11 protein-coding genes are annotated in these 19,130 nt (G+C 69.2%); 6 read left to right on the top strand and 5 right to left on the bottom strand.

Going from position 1 to position 19,130, the window contains the following annotated elements; translation table 11 throughout:
* Positions 1-36: 36 nt before the first annotated feature.
* Positions 37-324: a WXG100 family type VII secretion target gene (locus OHA40_RS11295; protein ID WP_330233004.1), complete on the top strand. Its 288-nt coding sequence runs from the start codon at positions 37-39 to the stop codon at positions 322-324.
* Between the two features lie 83 nt (positions 325-407).
* Here OHA40_RS11295 and eccE read toward each other — a convergent pair whose 3' ends face one another.
* Positions 408-2,132 (bottom strand): type VII secretion protein EccE, encoded by a 1,725-nt coding sequence (gene eccE, locus OHA40_RS11290; protein ID WP_330233003.1) that lies wholly within the window; start codon positions 2,130-2,132, stop codon positions 408-410.
* 93 nt (positions 2,133-2,225) lie between these two features.
* On the opposite strand from eccE, the gene eccB reads away from it, so the two are divergent.
* A complete protein-coding gene (gene eccB, locus OHA40_RS11285; protein ID WP_330233002.1) occupies positions 2,226-3,677 on the top strand; it encodes a type VII secretion protein EccB in 1,452 nt (483 codons plus the stop codon).
* A gap of 564 nt (positions 3,678-4,241) precedes the next feature.
* Here eccB and eccA read toward each other — a convergent pair.
* Entirely contained in the window at positions 4,242-6,065 is a 1,824-nt protein-coding gene (eccA, locus tag OHA40_RS11280; RefSeq protein WP_330233001.1) for a type VII secretion AAA-ATPase EccA, read from the bottom strand.
* 121 nt (positions 6,066-6,186) lie between these two features.
* Here eccA and eccD point away from each other — a divergent pair, with 121 nt between their 5' ends.
* Genes eccD through eccCa form a run of 3 tightly spaced genes read left to right on the top strand, consistent with a single transcriptional unit; the run spans position 6,187 to position 13,177 of the window.
* On the top strand, positions 6,187-7,659 hold the full coding sequence (gene eccD, locus OHA40_RS11275; RefSeq protein ID WP_330233000.1) for a type VII secretion integral membrane protein EccD: 1,473 nt from the start codon (positions 6,187-6,189) through the stop codon (positions 7,657-7,659).
* A 19-nt stretch (positions 7,660-7,678) separates the two neighbouring features.
* Positions 7,679-9,082, top strand: coding sequence for a type VII secretion-associated serine protease mycosin (gene mycP / locus OHA40_RS11270; protein ID WP_330232999.1), 1,404 nt, complete (start codon positions 7,679-7,681; stop codon positions 9,080-9,082).
* 3 nt (positions 9,083-9,085) lie between these two features.
* Positions 9,086-13,177 carry a type VII secretion protein EccCa gene (gene eccCa, locus OHA40_RS11265; protein ID WP_330232998.1) on the top strand — a complete coding sequence of 1,364 codons (4,092 nt, stop codon included), beginning with the start codon at positions 9,086-9,088 and terminating at the stop codon, positions 13,175-13,177.
* 9 nt (positions 13,178-13,186) lie between these two features.
* On the opposite strand, the gene OHA40_RS11260 is transcribed toward eccCa, so the two are convergent.
* Both OHA40_RS11260 and OHA40_RS11255 read right to left on the bottom strand, forming a co-directional pair.
* Entirely contained in the window at positions 13,187-13,792 is a 606-nt protein-coding gene (locus OHA40_RS11260; RefSeq protein ID WP_330232997.1) for a GNAT family N-acetyltransferase, read from the bottom strand.
* Entirely contained in the window at positions 13,789-14,598 is an 810-nt protein-coding gene (locus tag OHA40_RS11255; RefSeq protein WP_330232996.1) for a GntR family transcriptional regulator, read from the bottom strand. The genes OHA40_RS11260 and OHA40_RS11255 overlap by 4 nt, the downstream gene beginning before the upstream one ends.
* Positions 14,599-14,837: 239 nt before the next feature.
* Here OHA40_RS11255 and OHA40_RS11250 point away from each other — a divergent pair, with 239 nt between their 5' ends.
* Entirely contained in the window at positions 14,838-15,269 is a 432-nt protein-coding gene (locus tag OHA40_RS11250) for a DUF4254 domain-containing protein (RefSeq protein ID WP_330232995.1), read from the top strand.
* Between the two features lie 40 nt (positions 15,270-15,309).
* Here the strand turns inward: OHA40_RS11250 and OHA40_RS11245 are convergent, their stop codons facing one another.
* Positions 15,310-18,978 (bottom strand): MinD/ParA family ATP-binding protein, encoded by a 3,669-nt coding sequence (locus tag OHA40_RS11245; protein ID WP_330232994.1) that lies wholly within the window; start codon positions 18,976-18,978, stop codon positions 15,310-15,312.
* Positions 18,979-19,130: the final 152 nt, after the last annotated feature.

Below are 19,130 nucleotides of genomic sequence, written 5' to 3'. Positions count from 1 at the left end.
CGCGGCGCCGACCCATCTCCTACGAAAGGACCCGAGATGCTCTACGACCCCAAGTACCTGGTGCCGCTGATGGATCAGCTGGACGGACACTACCGCGGCCTGCAGACCCAGATCTCCAATCTGGAGGAGGCCGCGGCCAAGCTGATCAACGTGGCGTGGGAGGACAACGAGTCTGCCGAGGGTTTCCGCGCCGCACACACCGCGTGGACCACCGAATTCGGCGACACCGCCGACATTCTGGAGCGGCTGCGTGACGCGGTCGACCGCGCGCTCGGCAACGCTCAGCACGCCGACCAGAAGGTGTACAACAGCTTCTCCGGCTGAGCCGCACCCGCAGAGACCACGAACGGCCCGTTCTCGGTAAGGGCGGACGGGCCGTTCGACGGTTCGCGGTTCAGGAGAGGTAATCAGTACGACAGCGCGATCGGCGTGCCGAGGTAGTTCATCTCTGCCGGGGTGGCGACCATATAGACGGTGGCGGTTCCGGTCGCGGTTCGTACGGTGACGAGGTTCGCCGTCTCGGGATCCTCGATCAGGGTGACGTCGGCGTCGAATGGTTCGGCGCCGTCCGTCTCCGAACGCAGCGCGACGACCGTCGCGTCGGAATGGTGCGTGGACGGCGGAATGCCGTCGTAGACGAATACCGTTGCCGACCGATGTAGGCTCGCCTGCTGCGACCCGGCCGACCACGATGCGAGCGACAGCGAGTGCGGCGCGTCGACGTACGCCACCATCGAGCGCCACGCGTCGTGCCGATTGGTGTGCACGACCACGGTGGCGCCCAACGCGATCGCCCGCAGGATCACCTGTTTGGCGATGAGCAGCGCCCCGATGATCTCGACCCGGCGCACGTACTGCCCGACCAGCGGCAGCGCCACACCCTGGCCGGAGGAGTCGGCGCCGATCACCTGGCCGCATCCGGTGATCGGGGTGAACAGATCGGCCAGGGATTCCGGCGTGCCCAGGTAGCTGTCGATCGGCAGCTGCGGACCCTGGGTGTCGACCGGCAGGTATTGCAACAACGCCCGGCGGTGTTTGCCCGACATGGGCAGCAGCCCAGGGATATGCACGTCGAGTGGCCGGACACGCGAATCGAAGCGAACGGTCGCGGTCACCGCGATGGTGGCGGGCCCGGCGTCGTGCGGCCGCGTGGTCGTCCCGGTCGCCTGCCGCAAGCGCAAAGTCACGGTGGTCGCCAGACTCGGTGTCGCCCAGACCTCGGCGAGCCCGCGTGGACCGAGGGCCTCCGGCGCCATCCGATAGACGGCCGAGTGGATGCCGTCGTGCTCGACGCCGTGCTGGGTCTCGGTGAGCCGGTCGAGAGCAGCGCCACGGGTCAATTCGTGCACCGCGGAGGTGATTTCGGCGGCCGACAAAACCGACACGGTGAGGTCGCGGGCGGCCAGCCGGTTGGCCACCCGGCGGGTGGCCACGATCGCCGAGCGCAGGGTTCCGGTGGAGCCGCCGCCGCGCCGGTCCACCGCGGGAGCGTTGGCCAGCGGATCCAAGCGGAGCACGACCCACACCGTGCGGTGCGCGACCGCGGGCAGCGGCCCGAGGATCTGCTCGTAGAGCCGGGCCACCTGGCCCGCGTCGGAGGTGCGGGATCCGGTGCTGATCACGTCGATCGAGGCCAGCCCGATATCGAATTGGTGCAGGCAGCGGGCGATTTCGGGCAGCGGAACCATCTCGCCGGTGTTCAGCCCGCTCGGACTGAGCAGGGTGACGCCGCGCGGCTGCGCGTCGATCCGCAGTACGGTGATCAGCCGGGTGCCGTCCCAGCGCATGCCGTAGCTGCCGCCGTCGGGCAGCGGCACGTCGAACGGCGCGTGGTTGACCGCGGCCGAACGGTGGCGAAACGCGTGCCACCGGAAAGTGAATTCTTCGGCGAGAAACGCGGCCAGGCAGGTTCCGCGCCGGCGCACCAGCCCGAGCAGCACGATCAGCGCGCCGCCCGCGACCGCGGCATAGGTCGGCGCGTCGAACGCCACCGCGATCAGCGCAACGACGATGGCCAGCAGCAATACTGGGAGTACCAGGCGAAGCGGGAGAGTCCGGAACAACCAGAATTGTCGGGAGTGCAGCGGCGGAGCTGAAACCTGTGTGGCCCGGTCGGCCGTCGTTGACGCCATGGCTCATCATGGACCGAACTTCCGCGGCTTCGCTACTGTAGAGCCGCGCGACCATGTCGCCCCCGATCCACCCGCGTCCCGTTCGGAGGATTCGTGCCGGCCCAGTTGACCACGCGTGCTCAAGTCAACGGCTACCGATTCCTGCTACGCCGTTACGAGCACGCGCTCGTGCGCAGGGACGTGCGGATGCTGCACGACCCGATGCGCTCGCAGTCCCGGTCCCTCGTCGTCGGTGCGGTGCTCGGCCTGCTGGTGGTGGCGGGCGCCGCGATTCTGGCGTTCCTGCGACCGCAGGGCTCGGTCGACGACGCGAAGATCGTGATGGCCAAGGAGAGCGGCGCGCTCTATGCCGTCGTCGGCGACACCCTGCATCCGGTGCTGAATCTGGCCTCGGCGCGGCTGATCACCCAGAGCAGCGAATCACCCACCTCGGTCAAAGAATCCAAGCTCGCCGCGCTGTCCCGCGGTGCGCTGCTCGGCATCCCCGGCGCACCCGCCTCGCTGCCCGGCTCGTCGGCGGGGAAGCGGTCGATCTGGACCCTGTGCGACGCGGTGCAGTTGTCCTCCGCGGGGAGCGCGGCGCGGTCGCCCGGCGTGAACACCACGGTGATCGCGGGTGGTCTGGCGACCGACGCGGACGGCGGCGCCCTGCCGCTCGGCGCCGACGCGGCGCTGTTGGTGGTCCGGGAGGGCAAGACCTTCCTGCTGTTCGACGGCAAGCGCGCGGAGGTCGATCCGAAGGACTCCGTGATGGCCCAGTCGCTGAACCTGCGCACCTACCAGCCGCGGCCGATCAGCACCGGGTTGTTGAACGCCGCGACCCAGGTCGCCGCCTTGGCGCCGCCCCAGATCGAGCGGGTCGGCGAGCCAGGACCCGGCAAGCTGTCCGGCGTGCCGGTCGGCGGCGTGGTGCGGGTGCGCGGCGTGGTCGCCGACGACCTCTACGTGGTGCTCGCCGATGGTGTGCAGCGGGTGTCGCCGTTCGCCGCGCAGGTCATCCGGAACGCGAATTCCCAAGGTATGAGCGAGATCACCACGGTGCCCCCGGACCGCCTCACCGGCGTCCCGGTACTCGACCGGCTCCCGCTCGACCACTTCCCGCGGGAGACGCCGAAAATCATGGCCGCCGAGGACGCGCCGGTCGGCTGCACATCCTGGTCGAGGGAAGCGGACGATCCGGCGGCGACGGTGACCATCCTGGCCGGTCGCAAAGTGCCGCTGCCCTCCTCGTCCACGCCGGTCGAGCTGGCCACCGCCGACGGTACGGGCGAGCGTGTGGACAGGGCCTACATTCCGCCGGGCACCGGCGAATACGTTCAGGTCACCGGCATCGATCCGGACAGCGCTCGGCGCGGCACATTGTTCTACGTGGGCGACAACGGCATTCGCTACGGCATCCCCGACGCGGAGACCGCGGCGGTGCTAGGCCTGGAATCGAAGCCACGGCTGGCTCCGTGGCCGATCGTCGGCCAATTGGTGCCCGGCCCGACTCTCACGCCCCGCGACGCGCTCGTCAGCCACGACACACTGCCGTCCGGACGGTAGACCCAAACCAACACCGCGTTCGCCGCAGGCACGGTCTGACAACCACCTCGCCACCCAACCACACTGGCCCAGCTCCCGTTTTCGAGCGCAGCGAAACCGAGCATTGCCTGTTCGCGGCCGGGCTCGCGTCCGAGTGGCTGCCGTGTCCGCGACGAATTGCCAGCGGCGGTCGCTAGCCCACACGGGTGTCGGCGAACATAGGAGCTGTGGCTTCCGCACTACGTGACCACTGGGCCCGACTCCCGCTTTCGAGCGCAGCGAGGCCGAGCGTTGTCCGTTCGCGGCCGGGCTCGCGTCCGAGTGGCTGCCGCGAACCACGACGAGTTGCCAGCGGCGGGCCACTAGCCCACGCGGGTGTCGGCGATCATAGGTGCTGTGGTTTCCGCATTGCGTGACCACTGGGCCCGACTCCCGTTTTCGAGCGCAGCGAGACCGAGCATTCCCCGTTCGCGGCCCGGCTCGCGTCCGAGCGGCCGCCGCGTCCGCGACGAGGTCGCCAGCGGCGGTCGCTCGGACGCGAGCCATAAGGGGGCCGCGAACACGCAGCGCCGCAGGCGCTGCAAATCAAACACCGCTCAGCGTGGCGAGGACATTCGTGAGGGCATTGCGCATGTCGTCGGCCTCGATGCGCATGAGCACCGCCTCGTCCAGGTCGGCCAGGTCCAGGGTTTCGTCATTGGCCAGCCGGAATTCGCGTTCCTCCTCGGCGGCCTCGATCACGTTCCTGATGAAGCGGCCGTTGCCCGCGAGGTCGATGGCGCGGCGCGGCTGACCACTCTGGTCGGTGCTCTCCTTCTCGTACAGCCCGGTGCAGGCGGCGACGAGCAGCGCCAGCGCCTCGTCGGAGACCTCCGAATCCCGCTTCCCCGCGATGAACTGGCCGATCTCGCCGAGTTCCTGCGGGGTGTAGGAGTCGAATTTCACCCGCTTGGCGAAGCGGGAGGCCAGGCCGTCGTTGGCAGCGAGCAGGCGATCGATCTCGCCGTCGTAACCCGCGATGATCACCACGAGCCGGTCGCGATCGTCTTCCATCCTGGCCAGCAGCGTGTCCACCGCTTCGCGGCCGAACGCGTCGCCACCCTGCAGGCCGGTCTGGATGAGCGTGTACGCCTCATCGATGAACAGCACGCCGTCCATGGCGCTGTCGATCAGCTTGGAGGTCTTGATCGCGGTGCTGCCCAGGTGCTGTCCGACGAAATCCGCGCGCTTGGCCTCGACGAGACTGTCCGTCTTCAACAGTCCGAGCCCGCAATAGATCTTGGCGACCACCCTGGCGATGGTGGTCTTGCCGGTGCCGGGCGGCCCGGTGAAGGCCAGGTGCTGGCCGCGCGGCACGCTGGCCATGCCCTTCTTGGCCCGGATCTTGGCCAGTTGCGCGGTGGCTTGCAGCTTGGCTACCTGGGTCTTCACCGCGGCCAAGCCGATCTGCGCGTCGAGTTCGGCGCGCGCCGCCTCGAGGATCTGCTTGGCCTTGTCGTCGCGTTCCTCGCGTCCGATCTGTTCCGCCGAGGGCGCCGAGGCCGGATCCCAGCGGTTGGTGCGCGCGTCGATCTGTTCTTTCGTGGTCACGGTGATGCGGTATTTGCGGTCTCGCATCGCCTGGGTGTTGGCCTCGAAATCCGGCGCCTCGGAGAACACTTTCTCGAACAGTGCCTGCGCCTCGACCTCGTTGCCGGTTTCCCGCAGACACAGCCCGCGGCAGAAACGGGCGGTGGTCGCCGCCGCGGGTATCGGTCCCTGCTCGGCCTGTTCCATCCGGCGGATCGCTTCGCCGAAGAGCCCGAGCTGGGCGCACGCGGTGCCGACCATGACGTGCGCGGCGGCGGCCATGTACGGGTCTTCCCACTCCGCGGAACCGGCCAGTACGGTCATCACGTCGGGCCAGCGCTGGGTCTGGTAATGGAGCACCGCGCGCACATAGGCGCAGATGCGGTCGTCGATCTCCTTATCGGGCTGGGAAAGCTGGGTTTTGCGATGCGCGGCCAGCTCGTCGAGTACCCGTTCGGCCTCGTCGTGGTCGGCGTCGCCGATCAGCTGCGCGGCCTGGGCGAGCCAGATCTCGGTGTAGCTGGCCAGCGGGTAGTCGATGTACTGGGCGACGACGAATCGGCCCGCGAGTTCCCTCGGCCGGAGGCCGAGCCTGCGCTGTTCCCGAAAGAGCGTGGTCGAGCTGGTCTTATAGAGATTGAACAGAACTTCCCGGGTGACCTCGCCAGCGGCGGCGCGGCCGAGCCACGCGTCGCACATACCGGGATCCCATTCGGTCGCCCTGGTGAACGCAAGCTTCGCGTAATCCAGATCACGGGTGGATTCCTGCCCGTCGATACTGAGGCCCAATGACAAGACGCCGGCGTCGAAGGCGCGTTGTGCTTGGCGGTTGCCGGTCATGTGGGTAAGCCCCCAAAGCTTACGGTATTTGCGATTTCTCGCTCAGCATACCGGGAGACAGCGGTATAGATTGAGTGCGTTGCCAAGCAGGACAGAGTCAACGTAGGGAGTCTGCAAACCCGTGACCGAGTCGTCGACCAGCGGCTTGGGAGCCGCTGATCCGGAACTGTGCCGAGTCTCGGTGATCGGCGGCAACACCCAGCTGGATCTGGGGCTGCCCGCGACGATTCCGATCGCCGCGTTCATCACCGAGATCGTGGAACTGATCGAGTCCCGTACTCCCGACCTCACCGAGCACGACGACGGCGCTCCGCTGCGCACCGAGCACTGGACCCTGGCCAGGATCGGGCGCGACCCGATTCCGCCCAACCAGACGCTGACCGACGCCGAGGTGTTCGACGGCGAGCTGCTGGTCTTGCGGTCGGTGACGGCGAAGGAATCCCCCGCCCTGTTCGACGACGTGATCGACGCGGTGTCGAGGCTGGCGGGCGAGTCGTTCCACAGCTGGTCACCGGTCGCGGCCCGCTGGATGGGCTTGATCACGGCGCTGGTCGGCGTGCTCGCCGGGATGGGTTTGCTGGCCGTGGCCAAGGACGGCGGCGCGAGCCTCGCGATCGGCTTCCTGCCCGCGGGGGCCGGGCTCGCCGCGGTGACCGCCGCGGTGATCGGCGTGCGGAAGTACCAGGCCACGCCGGCCGCGACGCTGCTGTCGCTGTACGCGATCGTGCTGTTCTTCGCGGCCGCCGCGTTTTTCGTGCCCAACACGCTCGGCAGTCCGCATCTGCTGCTCGCCTCGGTCACGGCGCTGGTCGTGGCCGTGGTCGTCTACAGCGTCACGGGAGTCGGCGCGTTGCTGTGCGCGGCGGCCGTCACCACCGCCGTGTTCGCGGGCTTCGCCGCGCTGGTGCGCATGGTATGGGAGGTCGAAACGACCAAGATCGCGGCCGGCGTACTGGTCGCCGCGCTGATCATGGTCACGACGGCGCCGCGGCTCGCGGTCGCGGCCGCGCGCTTGCCCGTCCCGCCGGTGCCCACCGCGGGCGGCGCGATCGACCCGGCCGATCACGAACCGCGTCCTACCATCGAGGACATCGGCGCGATCGGCGCCACCGCGCTGCCCTCGGCGGCGGGTCTCGAACTGCGTGCGAAAGCCGCCAACCAGTACCAATCCGGCATCCTGCTGGGCAGCACGCTCGCAGGCACGATCGGCGCGGTGCTGGCCGCGGACCCGCTGGGCGCGGCGCGATGGCATGGCATCGCACTGGCCGTGGTCATCGGCCTGATCCTGTGCCTGCGCGGGCGGGCGTTCGCGGACCTGATCCAAGCGGGCACGCTGATCGCCGGTGGCGCGACCACGCTGGTCGCGGTCGGCGCCGCCGTCGCGGTCGGGCATCCGTCGTGGTTGGTGCCGATCGCGGGCATCCTGCTCGCGGTCGCGACGGCGATGGTCGGCTTCGGCGTCATCGCCCCGCACACCGAGACGTCGCCGGTGACAAAGCGAGCCGGTGAGATCTTCGAATATCTGCTGATCGTCACCGTCGTCCCGCTGGTGCTGTGGATCATGGAGTTGTACTCGGCGGCAAGAAACCTGTGATCGTGGAGTGGTTGTGGCGATGAGCGTTCCGCTGCGGCTCACCGGGGTCGCGCTGGTGCTCGGCCTCAGCTGTCTCGCACCGCCCGCTCCGGCTTCCGCCCTCGGGCCGCCCGGCATCGATGACGGCGCGCTCGGCGCCGCGATCGCGGTCAATGCCAGGGGCGGTCCGCCGGACGAGACCGAACAGCGCTCGGTGTGCGCCGAGCCGATGCTCGGCGGTGGCCCGCCGCGCGACGCGCCACTGCCGCAACGGATTCTGGACCTGCCCGCGGCCTGGGAGTTCAGCCGTGGCGGCGGACAGAAGGTCGCGGTGATCGACACCGGCGTGAACCGGCATCCGCGGCTGCCCGCGCTGCAACCCGGCGGCGACTTCGTGTCCAACTCCGACGGCACCAGCGACTGCGACGGCCACGGCACACTCGTCGCGGGCCTGATCGCCGCCCGGCCCAGCCCCGACGACGCGTTCTCCGGCGTCGCTCCCGATGCGGAGATCCTCGCCATTCGGCAGCTGAGCCTGGCGTACGAGCCGAAAGACCGGGCGCGTTCGGAGGTTCCGGGAAAGATCGCCAGCGCCGGGTACGGCAACGTGCTGACGCTGGCCGCGGCGGTCGTGCGCGCGGTGGACATGGGCGCGGGCGTGATCAATATCTCCGAGGTCGCCTGCACGCCGCTGGGCGGGGACCCGGCCGACGGCGCACTCGGCGCGGCCGTGAAATACGCCTACGATCGAAATGTGGTCGTGGTGGCCGCGGCCGGGAACATACAGCAGGGTGGGGCTTGTGATGGCCAGAACGAGGGAACAGGATGGGGCGCGGTGCGTACCGCGGTGAGCCCGGCCTGGTTCGCGCCGTATGTGCTCTCGGTCGCCTCGGTGGAGGCGGACGGGACGCCCTCGCCGTTCTCCATCCACGGTCCGTGGGTGGGGGTCGCGGCGCCGGGCCGCAATATCGTCTCGCTGGACAGCAAACCGGGCGCTACCGGTCTGGTCGATTCGGTGCAGACTGCCGAGGGCGTCGGAACGATTGATGGGACGAGCTTTTCCAGCGCCTACGTGTCCGGGCTGGCCGCGCTGGTGCGCGCCAGGTTCCCCCAGCTGTCGGCGCAGCAGGTCATCGACCGGATCACCCGCACTGCACAGCAACCTGGCTCCGGACGCGACGACCGGATCGGACACGGCCTGGTCGACCCGCTCGCCGCGCTGACCGCGCAACTACCCGAGCGTCCGGTGAACGCGGGAGCCGATGTGGCGCGGCCGATTCCACCGCCCCCACCGCCGCCCCATGTCGATCCGATGCCGCGTCGCGTCGCCACCATCGGCGCCATCGTGCTGCTGGCCTTGCTCGGCATCGGTTTCGCGCTATCGGTCCCGTTCCGGCGGGGCCGCGGCGTCGTCGACCCGGCGGAGACCGGAGAAGGACTGTAGGACATGGCTACCGAAGGATTCGTGCGCCGACCTCGCATCGCGCCGCCGCGGGCGCCCGGCGGCGAGGTGGCGCTGACCGCCCCGCCCGAGATTCCCCGTCCGGTACCGACCGGCCTGCTGATGAAGCTCATGCCGGTCGTGATGGTGGTCGCCGTGGTCGGCATGATCGCGATGATGGTCATGATGGGCCGCAGCCTGCTGGCCAATCCGTTCATGATGATGTTCCCGATGATGATGATCATGTCGATGGTGGGCATGATGGCGGGATTCCGGGGCGGCGGCGGACCGAAGAAGGCCGCCGAGCTCAACGAGGAACGCAAGGACTACTTCCGGTACCTGGACCAGGTGCGCAAGGACGTCCGCAAGACCGGTCGCGCGCAGCTCGACGCGTTGCTGTGGAGCCACCCGGACCCGGCCGATCTCCAGTCGATGGTCGGTACCCGGCGCATGTGGGAGCGCCGCCCCAACGACCCGGATTTCGGGCACGTGCGCGTCGGCGTCGGCAGCCACCGGTTGGCGACCAAGCTGGCCAGGCCCGAGACAGGTCCGCTGGAGGATCTGGAACCGGTGTCGACGGTGGCGCTGCGCCGTTTCGTGCGCACCCATTCGGTGGTGCACAGCCTGCCGACCGCGATCTCGTTGCGCGCGTTTCCGGCGATCAACCTCGAGGGCGACCAGGCACAGACCCGCATGCTCGCGCGGTCGGTGCTGATGGAGTTCACCGCGTTCCACGGACCCGACCACACCGCGGTCGCGATCATCTGCGCCGACCCCGATGACGAGGCGTGGTCGTGGGCCAAATGGCTCCCGCACCTGCAGCACCCGGTCGATCGCGACGGCATCGGATCGGCGCGCATGATGTACCGGTCGCTGGGCGAACTCGAAACCGCCATGGCCGCCGAGTTGCTCGAACGCGGTCGGTTCATGCGCAACGCGCAGCCGACCGCGGGCCGGATCCACTTGCTCGTCATCATCGACGACGGTTTCGTCAGCGGAACCGAGCGGATCGTCAGCGACGCGGGCCTCGACTCGGTCACCGTGCTCGATCTGACCGCGCCGCAGACCGGCCTCGCGGTGCGCCGCGGCCTGCAACTGGTCGTCTCGGACGGGTGGGTGGCCGCGAAATCCGCCGCAGGCACCGAGCGTTTCGCGACCGCCGACTCGGTGAGCCTGGCCGAAGCCACCGCGCTCGCGCGCGACTTGGCCCGATACCGGGTCGCGACCGCGGCGCAGATCGTCAGCCTCGGTGACGAGACCCGCGTCGTTCCCGGTCTGATGGCGCTGCTGAAGGTCCCCGACGCGGCCCAGATCGACCCGGCCGTGGTGTGGCGCCCACGCAGCGACCGCGAGCGACTACGCGTGCCGATCGGCGTCACCCCGGACGGCACGCCGGTGGAGATCGACATCAAGGAGTCCGCCGAGAACGGCATGGGCCCGCACGGGTTGTGCATCGGCGCAACGGGTTCGGGTAAATCGGAGTTCTTGCGCACGCTGGTGCTCTCGCTGGTCACCACCCATTCGCCGGACCTGCTCAATCTAGTGCTGGTCGACTTCAAGGGTGGCGCGACCTTCCTCGGCCTGGAATCGCTGCCGCACGTCGCCGCGGTGATCACCAACCTCGAGGAAGAACTCTCGATGGTCGACCGTATGAAGGACGCGCTGTCGGGCGAGATGAACCGGCGTCAGGAACTACTCCGCTCGGCGGGCAATTTCGCCAACGTCACCGAGTACGAGAAGGCGCGCGCGGCGGGCGCCCAGCTCGATCCGCTGCCCGCGCTGTTCGTCGTGGTCGACGAGTTCTCCGAATTGCTCTCGCAGAAACCGGATTTCGCCGACCTGTTCGTGATGATCGGCCGCCTCGGCCGCTCGCTACGGGTGCACCTGCTGCTGGCATCGCAGCGCTTGGAGGAGAACAAGCTGCGCGGCCTGGACAGCCACCTGTCTTATCGCATCGGTCTGCGCACCTTCTCCGCCAACGAATCCCGCGCGGTCCTCGGCATCACCGACGCCTACCACCTGCCCAGCGTGCCGGGTTCGGCCTACCTCAAGAGCGACGCGGACGACCCGCTCCGGTTCAACGCGGCTTATGTGTCCGGACCATATGTGTCGCCGCGGGGCAGCCAGCAGGTGGACGGCCGCGCGGTCGGCGGCCAGTCACTCGTGGTGTTCTCCGCGAGCACGGTGGCGGAGAGGGAGCCGGCTCGCGACGAAAGCCCGGCACCCTCTGGGCTTCCCGAACTGCCACCGTCGCCCAATGGGCTCGAACTGCCGCCTCCACCGGGTGCGGCCGACCTTGTGGAAGAGCCGGTCGTGCGGCTGGCCGAGGCGGTGCCGGCGACCTTGCTCCAAGTGGTGGTCGGACGCCTGACCGGTCACGGCAGGCCCGCGCACGAGGTCTGGCTGCCGCCGCTGGACGAATCGCCCTCGGTGGACATGCTGCTGCCCGACCCGGACTGGAAGTCACCGGTGAACCGGCACGGTCAGCTGTGGATGCCGATCGGCGTGATCGACAAGCCCTACGAGCAGCGCCGCGACGTGCTGGTCATCGATCTGTCCGGTGGACAGGGCAATCTGGCCGTGGTCGGCGGTCCGCAGTCGGGCAAGTCGACCACCCTGCGTACGGTGATCATGGCGGCTGCGGGCACGCACACCCCGGAGCAGGTGCAGTTCTTTTGCCTGGACTTCGGCGGCGGCACCTTGGCGGGCCTGGCCGACCTGCCCCACGTCGGTTCGGTCGCAGGTCGGCTCGAGGTCGACCGGGTGCGGCGCACCATCGCCGAGATGACCACGCTGCTGCATCAGCGCGAGGAACGGTTCCGCGAGCTGGGCATCGAGTCGATCCACGAGTTCCGCAGGCGCAAGGCGAAACTGGCCATGCTCACCGAGGCCGAGCGCGCCGCCGACCCGCTGTCGGAGGATTTGTTCGGCGATGTGTTCCTGGTCGTGGACGGCTGGCCGACCGTTCGCGCCGAATTCGACATGCTGGAACCGGCGTTCAACGCGCTGGCCGCACAGGGCCTGTCCTACGGCATCCATCTCATGGTCTCGGCCAATCGCTGGGCCGAGATCCGGCCCGCCGTCAAGGACCTGATCGGCACTCGGCTGGAACTGCGCCTGGGCGACCCGGCGGACTCCGAGATGGACCGGCGCACCGCGGTTCTCGTCCCGATGGGTCGTCCCGGCCGTGGCCTGACCCCCGATCGGCTGCACATGCTGATCGCGTTGCCGCGGCTGGATTCCGACTCCGATCCGCAGACCATGCCCGAGGGCGTCGGCGCCGCCAAACAGCAGCTCAACGATCTCTACGGCGGCAGGCGCGCGCCCGAGGTGCGCATGCTGCCCATGGAGATCCCGCGCGAGCAGGTCCTCGCGGCGGCGCGCGCCCGCGGTGTCGAACAAGGTCCGACTCGTGTGGTGGTGGGGCTCGGCGAGTCCGAATTGCAGCCGCTCGTCCTGGATTTCGGCACTCAGCCGCACTTCATGGCCTTCGCCGACGTGGAATGCGGCAAGACCACGCTGCTGCGCAATATCGTGCTCGGCATCGCGGAGAACTCGACCGCGGACCAGGCCAGGGTGATCCTCGTCGACTACCGGCGCACCATGCTCGGTGTGCTCGAAGGCGACCAGCTGGCCGGCTATTCGACGTCGTCGCAGACCTCGGCCGGCATGATCAAAGAGGTCGCCGGATATCTCGCCAAACGCATTCCGGGTTCGGACATCACGCCGCAGCAGTTGCGGGAGCGCAGCTGGTGGAGCGGGCCGGAGATCTACATCGTCGTCGACGACTACGATATGGTCGCGGTCGGCCAGAACCCGCTGGAGCCGTTGCTGGAATTCCTGCCCCAGGCGCGCGATATCGGCATGCACCTCATCGTCACCCGGCGCTCCGGCGGTGCGTCGCGGGCGCTGTACGACAAGGTGCTCGGCCGGATGAAGGAGATCTCGGTGGACGCGCTGCTGATGAGCGCGCCCAAGGACGAGGGCAAGTTCCTCGGCGACATCCGTTCGACCAAGCTTCCGCCGGGCCGGGGCACCCTCATCTCGCGCAGCAGAGAACCGGAGATGATCCAGATCGCCTATCTGCCTCCGCTGTAGCGGGCGGGATCAGTTGTTCGGTCGCGGCGGTCCCAGGATCACCGAACGGTCCAGTCGGCCGACGGTGGAAACCGGCACGGGCAGCTGACGGTCCCAGCTATCGGACCTGCGCTCGAACAGCGCGCACGAGGGACCCTGCGCCTTCGGCCCCGCGATGCGGACCAATCGGAATCCCGCCGAACGGTAATAGTCGTGCAGGCCGGTGTTGGTGGTCCACGCGTCCAGCCGGACCCACTCGCGTCGCAGTTGGCGGGCAAGCGTTCCCGCGTGGGCGAGCATATGGTGCCCCACGTGCTGACCCGCGAACCGCAGGTCGACGATCATGAAATGGACGATCACCGCGTCGTCGAGTTCCCACCGTGACCACAGACCGGTATCGGCGCGGTCGTTGACCGTGATGGTGCCCGCCGGTTCGCCCGCGACCTCGGCGATCCAGGTCTCGCCCGCGTCCAGCGACCGGCCGACCGCGCGGGCGAAGATCTCGATGGGCAGGCCGCGTCCAGCGGCAGTCCACTGATCGGACCCGCGCGCGGTCAGCCACGCCGTGCGCTGGACGCGCAGGCGGCAGATCATGCCGAGATCGCCGAGTGTTGCTTGGCGGAGCACGATGGTCATGTAAACGCGCGGCCGGTCCCGTGTGATCTCGCGAGCGTGGCCTGGATGACGGCCGTACCCTCGGCGTCGCCGAGCTCGTAGGCCAGGCGGTTGCCGGTGGCGAGCGAGCGATGACGGGTGGCGCGGGTGACTCTTTCGTGGGTGGCGCCGATGCGCAGGTGGTCGAGCAGGACGGTGCCCGCGGCTACGCCGAGCACCGACGCTTCCTCCGCGGTGGCGGGCCGTGCGACGAGAGTGTCGCGGTGCGCGGTCTCCGCGTGGCCCCGATCGGCGAGCCGGCGGGTGGTGCCTTCCGGAATGTCGTGCGGGGAGTCGATTCCGGTGGCCTCGGCCAGATCTCGGGGATAGAAGCTGACCTCCCAGGACCACGGCTCGTGGTCAAGATACTGCACCACCGTCCTGGCCAATACCCAGGAGTCCGGCGGCACGCCGAGCCAGGACGCGACTTCACGGCTGGCCGGCTCCATTTTCGCGCTGAACTGCTTCGACGGCTCTCGGTGCGCGGCCCGCGCGATCTCCTCGAAGATGTCGTGCTCGGTCGTCGGCCGATCCGGGCGGATATGGTCGGTGACAACGGATTCCAGCACTTCCTGGTTTCGGACGATGGTCCCGCGGGAAGTAGCTGTGTAGACGAGGTTTTCGGTCACCAGTACCTGGATGGCATTGCGGGCGGTGGTAATCGAGACCTGCATCTGATCGGCAAGTTCGGAATGACTGGGCAGTCGATCGCCCGGCTTCCACTTGGCTGCGCGGATCTCCTCACGGAGGAGGTCTGCGATCCGGTGATACGTCGGACCGTCCGCCATCTTGCTCCTCGGTTGGTCATGCAGGTAACGAAGTGTACTCTTCGTGACTTCCTACGGCCGGGTAACGCTTGACAGGCGACTTCAGAGGTTTATTGTAATGAACGTCCTGATCCGGTGTTGTGCGGCGACGACGGCGAGGCAACGTGGCAGGTTCGGATACAACGGTCGTAATGGCCCTCACCGGCACACCGAGGTGTGCTGACCCTTCGGTGCGTTCTTCGGCACCCGGACTAATTCCCATGTCCGACCTACTAGTTCGGGCGTGTCGCGGCCACCGGGTGGTCGGCGGTCCGCTGCTGTGGTTCGCCCGGGACCTGGCGGTGCTCCATGAACGCCGGCTGGTCGGACGGGGTGGTTCGGTGGACACCTCGGTGGCGGTGATCCGCGAAATCGAGCGTCGCAGAGTCGAGTTGGTGATGGCGATCGACGACTGGGTGATGCGCAGCGTGCCGCAGCACCGACTCGGCGCCACCTTGCACACCGAGACCGTAGGCGCGGTGATCGACCGCATCGCCGAGTCGTCGGTGCGGGCGCATCACGCGTTGATGACCCTGGATGCGCACGACGATTTGCTGCACAATGCGTGGCACCATCTCGCCGAACTCGCGGACGCCTACGACGATCTGGTGCGCGACGTGCTGGCGGGCAGGCGGCGTCTACCCGAGTGGTGAGCGGTCTCCTCGACACCGCCGGGGCACGCTCCGGCTGGTGTCAAGGATGGTAGCGGCGGTGATCGGTCGCGAAATCGTCTGCGACGGTAGCGGCCAGCTCGACATAGGCCCGCTTGGTCTGCTTGTGCAGTCGGTGCAGATCGATCTCGGCGCCCTCGGACAGGTGCTGGTCATACGGGATGATGTGCACAGCGCGGCAGCGCGACAGGAAGTATTCCCGCAGCTGCTGGATGCCGACATTCGGTGATCCCTCGCGCGGCAGGTTGATCACCACCACCGCGTTGCGGACCAGGTGATCGTGGCCGTGCAGCGACAACCAGTCCAGTGTCGCCGCGGCGCTGCGGGCGCCATCGATCGCCGCCGAGGAGATCAGCACCAGCGAATGCGCCAGGTCGAGCACCCCGGTCATGGCCGAATGCATCAGCCCGGTGCCGCAGTCGGTGAGGATGATGTTGTAGAACCGCTGCAGGATGCCGGCAACCGCGCGGTATTCCTCGTCGCTGAACGCCTCCGAAGCGGCCGGATCCCGTTCGCTGGCAAGCACTTCCAATCGGCTGGTGCCTTGCGAGGTGTGCCTGCGCACGTCCGAGTACCGCTGGATGGCGGTGTCGAGCAGCAGATCGCGCACGGTGGAGCGGGTCTGCAGCGGCACCCGCTGCGACAGCGTGCCGAAGTCGGGGTTGGCGTCCACCGCGATCACCCGGTCGCCACGGATGGATGCGAAGATCGATCCGAGTCCCATCGTGGTGGTGGTCTTTCCGACACCACCTTTCAGCGACAGCACCGCGATGCGGTAATCGCCGCGGACCGGCTGCCTGATGCGCGCGACAAGTTCCTGGAGTCTGCGCTCCTCGGCGGACATGCCGGGGTTGATCGCGCCGCCGGACACGTGGTGCACGGCCTTGCGCCACCCGGATCCCGGTGCCCGCTTGACCCGTCGCAACGGGACGTCGTCCAGCGAAGGCTGCTGGAATGGCGTCCCGGGCTGTGGGTTCGGGTGCTGGGCAGGGGGCTGCGCGTAGCCTGCCGGGTTGCCCCACTGCTGGCCACCCGCCTGCGTGGCGGCTTGTCCATAGTTCTGCGGTTCGGGACGCTGCTGCGGGGAAGGCGCGGAGTATGGCGCCGCCTGGTGGGATTCCTGAGCGGAATTCTGCTCGGCGACATGGCGCCACTGGCCGGGAGGCTGCTCGCCGACCGGAGCCTGTCCGCCCACGAACGAGGCAGGGCCTCCGGTGGAGTCGGCCGGTCCGGTGCTCGGGTGCTGGGGGGTATCGCGCCAGTGGTCGGTGGGGCCGGGTTGCCCCGCGACCGGTGCCCGACCACCCTCGAACTGCGGTGGGTAACCGGAATACTCGCCGGTGCGGTCGGCCGGAGCGTGCGGACCCGGCGCGAGGTTGCCCGCCTCACGGTAGGGCGGTGCGGTCTGCTGCTGGGCCACCGGCTGCTGGTCGAAGTTCGGCGCCTGCTCGACCGGCAGCTCGCTCGTCCCGGTGGGCAGCCGGTGTCGTCCGGCGATCGGCCGTGCCGAAGCGGCGCCGACTTCCGCCGCGCTCGTCCAGCCCGATGCCGCGGCGCCCAGATCCCGTTGTGTATGCGGCGGATTCGCCGCTGCTCCATGCCGTTCGGTCGCCTCATTCGGCGGCGGGGTGCCTTCGGGCGCGATGGTCGACGGGCTGCCGGTCGCGGAGGCGCTTTCGGGCGCGGGTGGCGCGGAACCGACGCCGCCGTGCGCGGTCTGCGGACCGGTCGCGGACGGTGTGGCAGCCGAAGCAGCTTCGGTCCCGGTGTCATCCGCGGGCGGCCGGGTCGAGGCAGGTCGGCGATCGGCGCGCACCTGGGGTTCCGATGCGGCGTCCGAATGCGTGCTGTCGGCGGACGTCCGGGCGCCGGTTACTCGATCAGCCTGTGCCGCAGTCTCATTCGGCGCGGGGGGAGGACCTGATCGGCTCGGCTGCTCGGCCTGGTCGGGCGCGATGTGACCGAGCCACGGCGGCGGGCCGTCGCCCTCGCGTGCAGGCAGCCGTCGCTCGTCGTGTGGTGGTGGGGCCGTCGGCACCCCGGGTGCACCGCTGTGTGGGCGCTCGTGCGGCGCGGGAGGGTCGGGCAGCAGTGGCAGCCGTCGCGGCGCGGCCGTCGTCGGCGTAGCCGCCTGCTGGGGCGGGGGCGCGGCGAGCCAGGGCGGTGGACCACCGGAACCCGCCGCGGTGGGACCACCGGTAGATACGGACGAAGACGGGGCGGCCTCAGCGTTCGGTGTCGCGGGACGCTCACCGACCGGCGGCACCGCGGACTGATCATCCTGCGGACGTGTCCGTTCATCGGCGGCGGGCCGATCACCCGGCGCTGCGGATGATCCGCTCGAATCGGTGTCCGATACCGCGGGCTGGTTCCCGGTCGCGACCGGCCGGACATCGGCAGTTGGCGCGACACGCTCCGAGCCCGTTGGCGGCGTCTGCCCGCCGACCGGAGGCATGGTTTCGTTCGTACGCGATCCGACCCGATCAGCGGCCTGCTCGGCACCCGCCGAAGCTCCGAGGTGCTCGCCCACATGCGACGCGCCGAGGCTCTCGGTAGTCGCCGGAGTCGAAGGGCGCTCGCCATACGACTGCGCGGCCGGACTTCCGCCGGTGGGCGGCACTGCCATGTTGGTGCCGGTGGATCCCGAGGGGCGTTCGCCGGTCGGCGTCGCCGGGTGAGTTCCGGCCTGGGGCGCGTGGTCGGCACCGGCCTGTGGTGTGCCGGGATATCTGCGGTGCGGCGGCACGGCCGACCGATCACCTGGAGGCGCTGCCGAGTGGTCGCTGGTCGGCCACGTCTGGTTCGGGCCGGTCGGCGGGATCGCCGGAGGCTCGTTATCCGGCCTGGTGCGGGGATCCGCGCCCGTCTGGCCCGCGCCGGTGGCCGGTGCGACTGGACGGCCATCGATCGGTGGCGGCGACATCTGGTTGGTCGGCCAGTGGCTCGGCCGCACGGCGGAAAGGGCGGCGTCGAGCCGGGGATTACCGGTGGACGGCCATTCGCCGGATTGCGGTCGGAGCGGAGGCCGATCCGGTCCGGTGGTCCGTCCGCCGACGTCCTCGCCGGTCGACGGCCCGGTGTACTCGCGGTTCGGCGCGGGGTCGGGCCGTTCGTCGTTCGGTTGCCGCGGTGGGTCCGGCAGCGGCGGTGGCGGCGGCAGATCCGGCCGGCCGGCCTGCTGCGCCGCCGACCGGTCATTCGACACCTGCATTTCGGCGGGCCTGCGGCCCAACGGTTGGAACCCGGGCGAGGGCTGTGCAGGATTGCGGGTGGGCAGAGCGTTCTGGGGAGCATCGGCGGGCTGGGGCCGAGCCCCCCACGAGTTGTCCGTCTGTGGCGGTGCCTGGTCGTAGGTGGGTTGTTGCCACGAGTCGTGTGGAATCGGACCCGGCGCGGGCCCGTCCGGCCCAGGTGCGGGCATGGGGCGCGACGCGCTCTGCTGCCCTCCCTCCTCGGAGGGTTCGTGCTTGTCGCGGCGCCAGCCCTTGCGGCGCTTGTCCGGGCGCGCGGCTTCGGGGCGTTCCGCTTCTGGAGCCCGGTTCTTGAACCGTCCGCGTCTGCGGCTGGGTGCTTCCTCGATGAGTTCGTCGTGCGGGAGATTCTGTACCGGTGCCTCGTAGCCGGACTGTGTGACGTCACTCTCGGACAGCCACGGCGGCAGCATGGGCAGGTCGTTGTTGTTCCGGCTCACGACTTCGCCTCGCTAGCGTTCGGCTCGGCCGGGATCGTGGGTGCGGTGTTACTGGCTCGCTCGCTACGCTCACTCACAGCCGCGCCTCGCCAGCGCTCGGCGGCCGAAGGACGCTGTGCTTATGGCTTGCTCGCCGCGCGCTGTGTCTGTTG

Origin of the sequence: Nocardia sp. NBC_00508 (assembly GCF_036346875.1) — a bacterium.
GTDB lineage: Bacteria > Actinomycetota > Actinomycetes > Mycobacteriales > Mycobacteriaceae > Nocardia.
The sequence above is the reverse complement of the archived record's forward strand: the minus strand, read 5'-3'. Positions and strand labels throughout refer to the sequence as shown.

Coding starts and splice junctions, on each gene's coding strand:
- OHA40_RS11295 (WP_330233004.1), top strand. CDS start 37: ATGCTCTACGACCCCAAGTACCTGGTGCCGCTGATGGATCAGCTGGAC.
- eccE (WP_330233003.1), bottom strand. CDS start 2,132: ATGGCGTCAACGACGGCCGACCGGGCCACACAGGTTTCAGCTCCGCCG.
- eccA (WP_330233001.1), bottom strand. CDS start 6,065: ATGACCGGCAACCGCCAAGCACAACGCGCCTTCGACGCCGGCGTCTTG.
- mycP (WP_330232999.1), top strand. CDS start 7,679: ATGAGCGTTCCGCTGCGGCTCACCGGGGTCGCGCTGGTGCTCGGCCTC.
- eccCa (WP_330232998.1), top strand. CDS start 9,086: ATGGCTACCGAAGGATTCGTGCGCCGACCTCGCATCGCGCCGCCGCGG.
- OHA40_RS11260 (WP_330232997.1), bottom strand. CDS start 13,792: ATGACCATCGTGCTCCGCCAAGCAACACTCGGCGATCTCGGCATGATC.
- OHA40_RS11255 (WP_330232996.1), bottom strand. CDS start 14,598: ATGGCGGACGGTCCGACGTATCACCGGATCGCAGACCTCCTCCGTGAG.
- OHA40_RS11250 (WP_330232995.1), top strand. CDS start 14,838: ATGTCCGACCTACTAGTTCGGGCGTGTCGCGGCCACCGGGTGGTCGGC.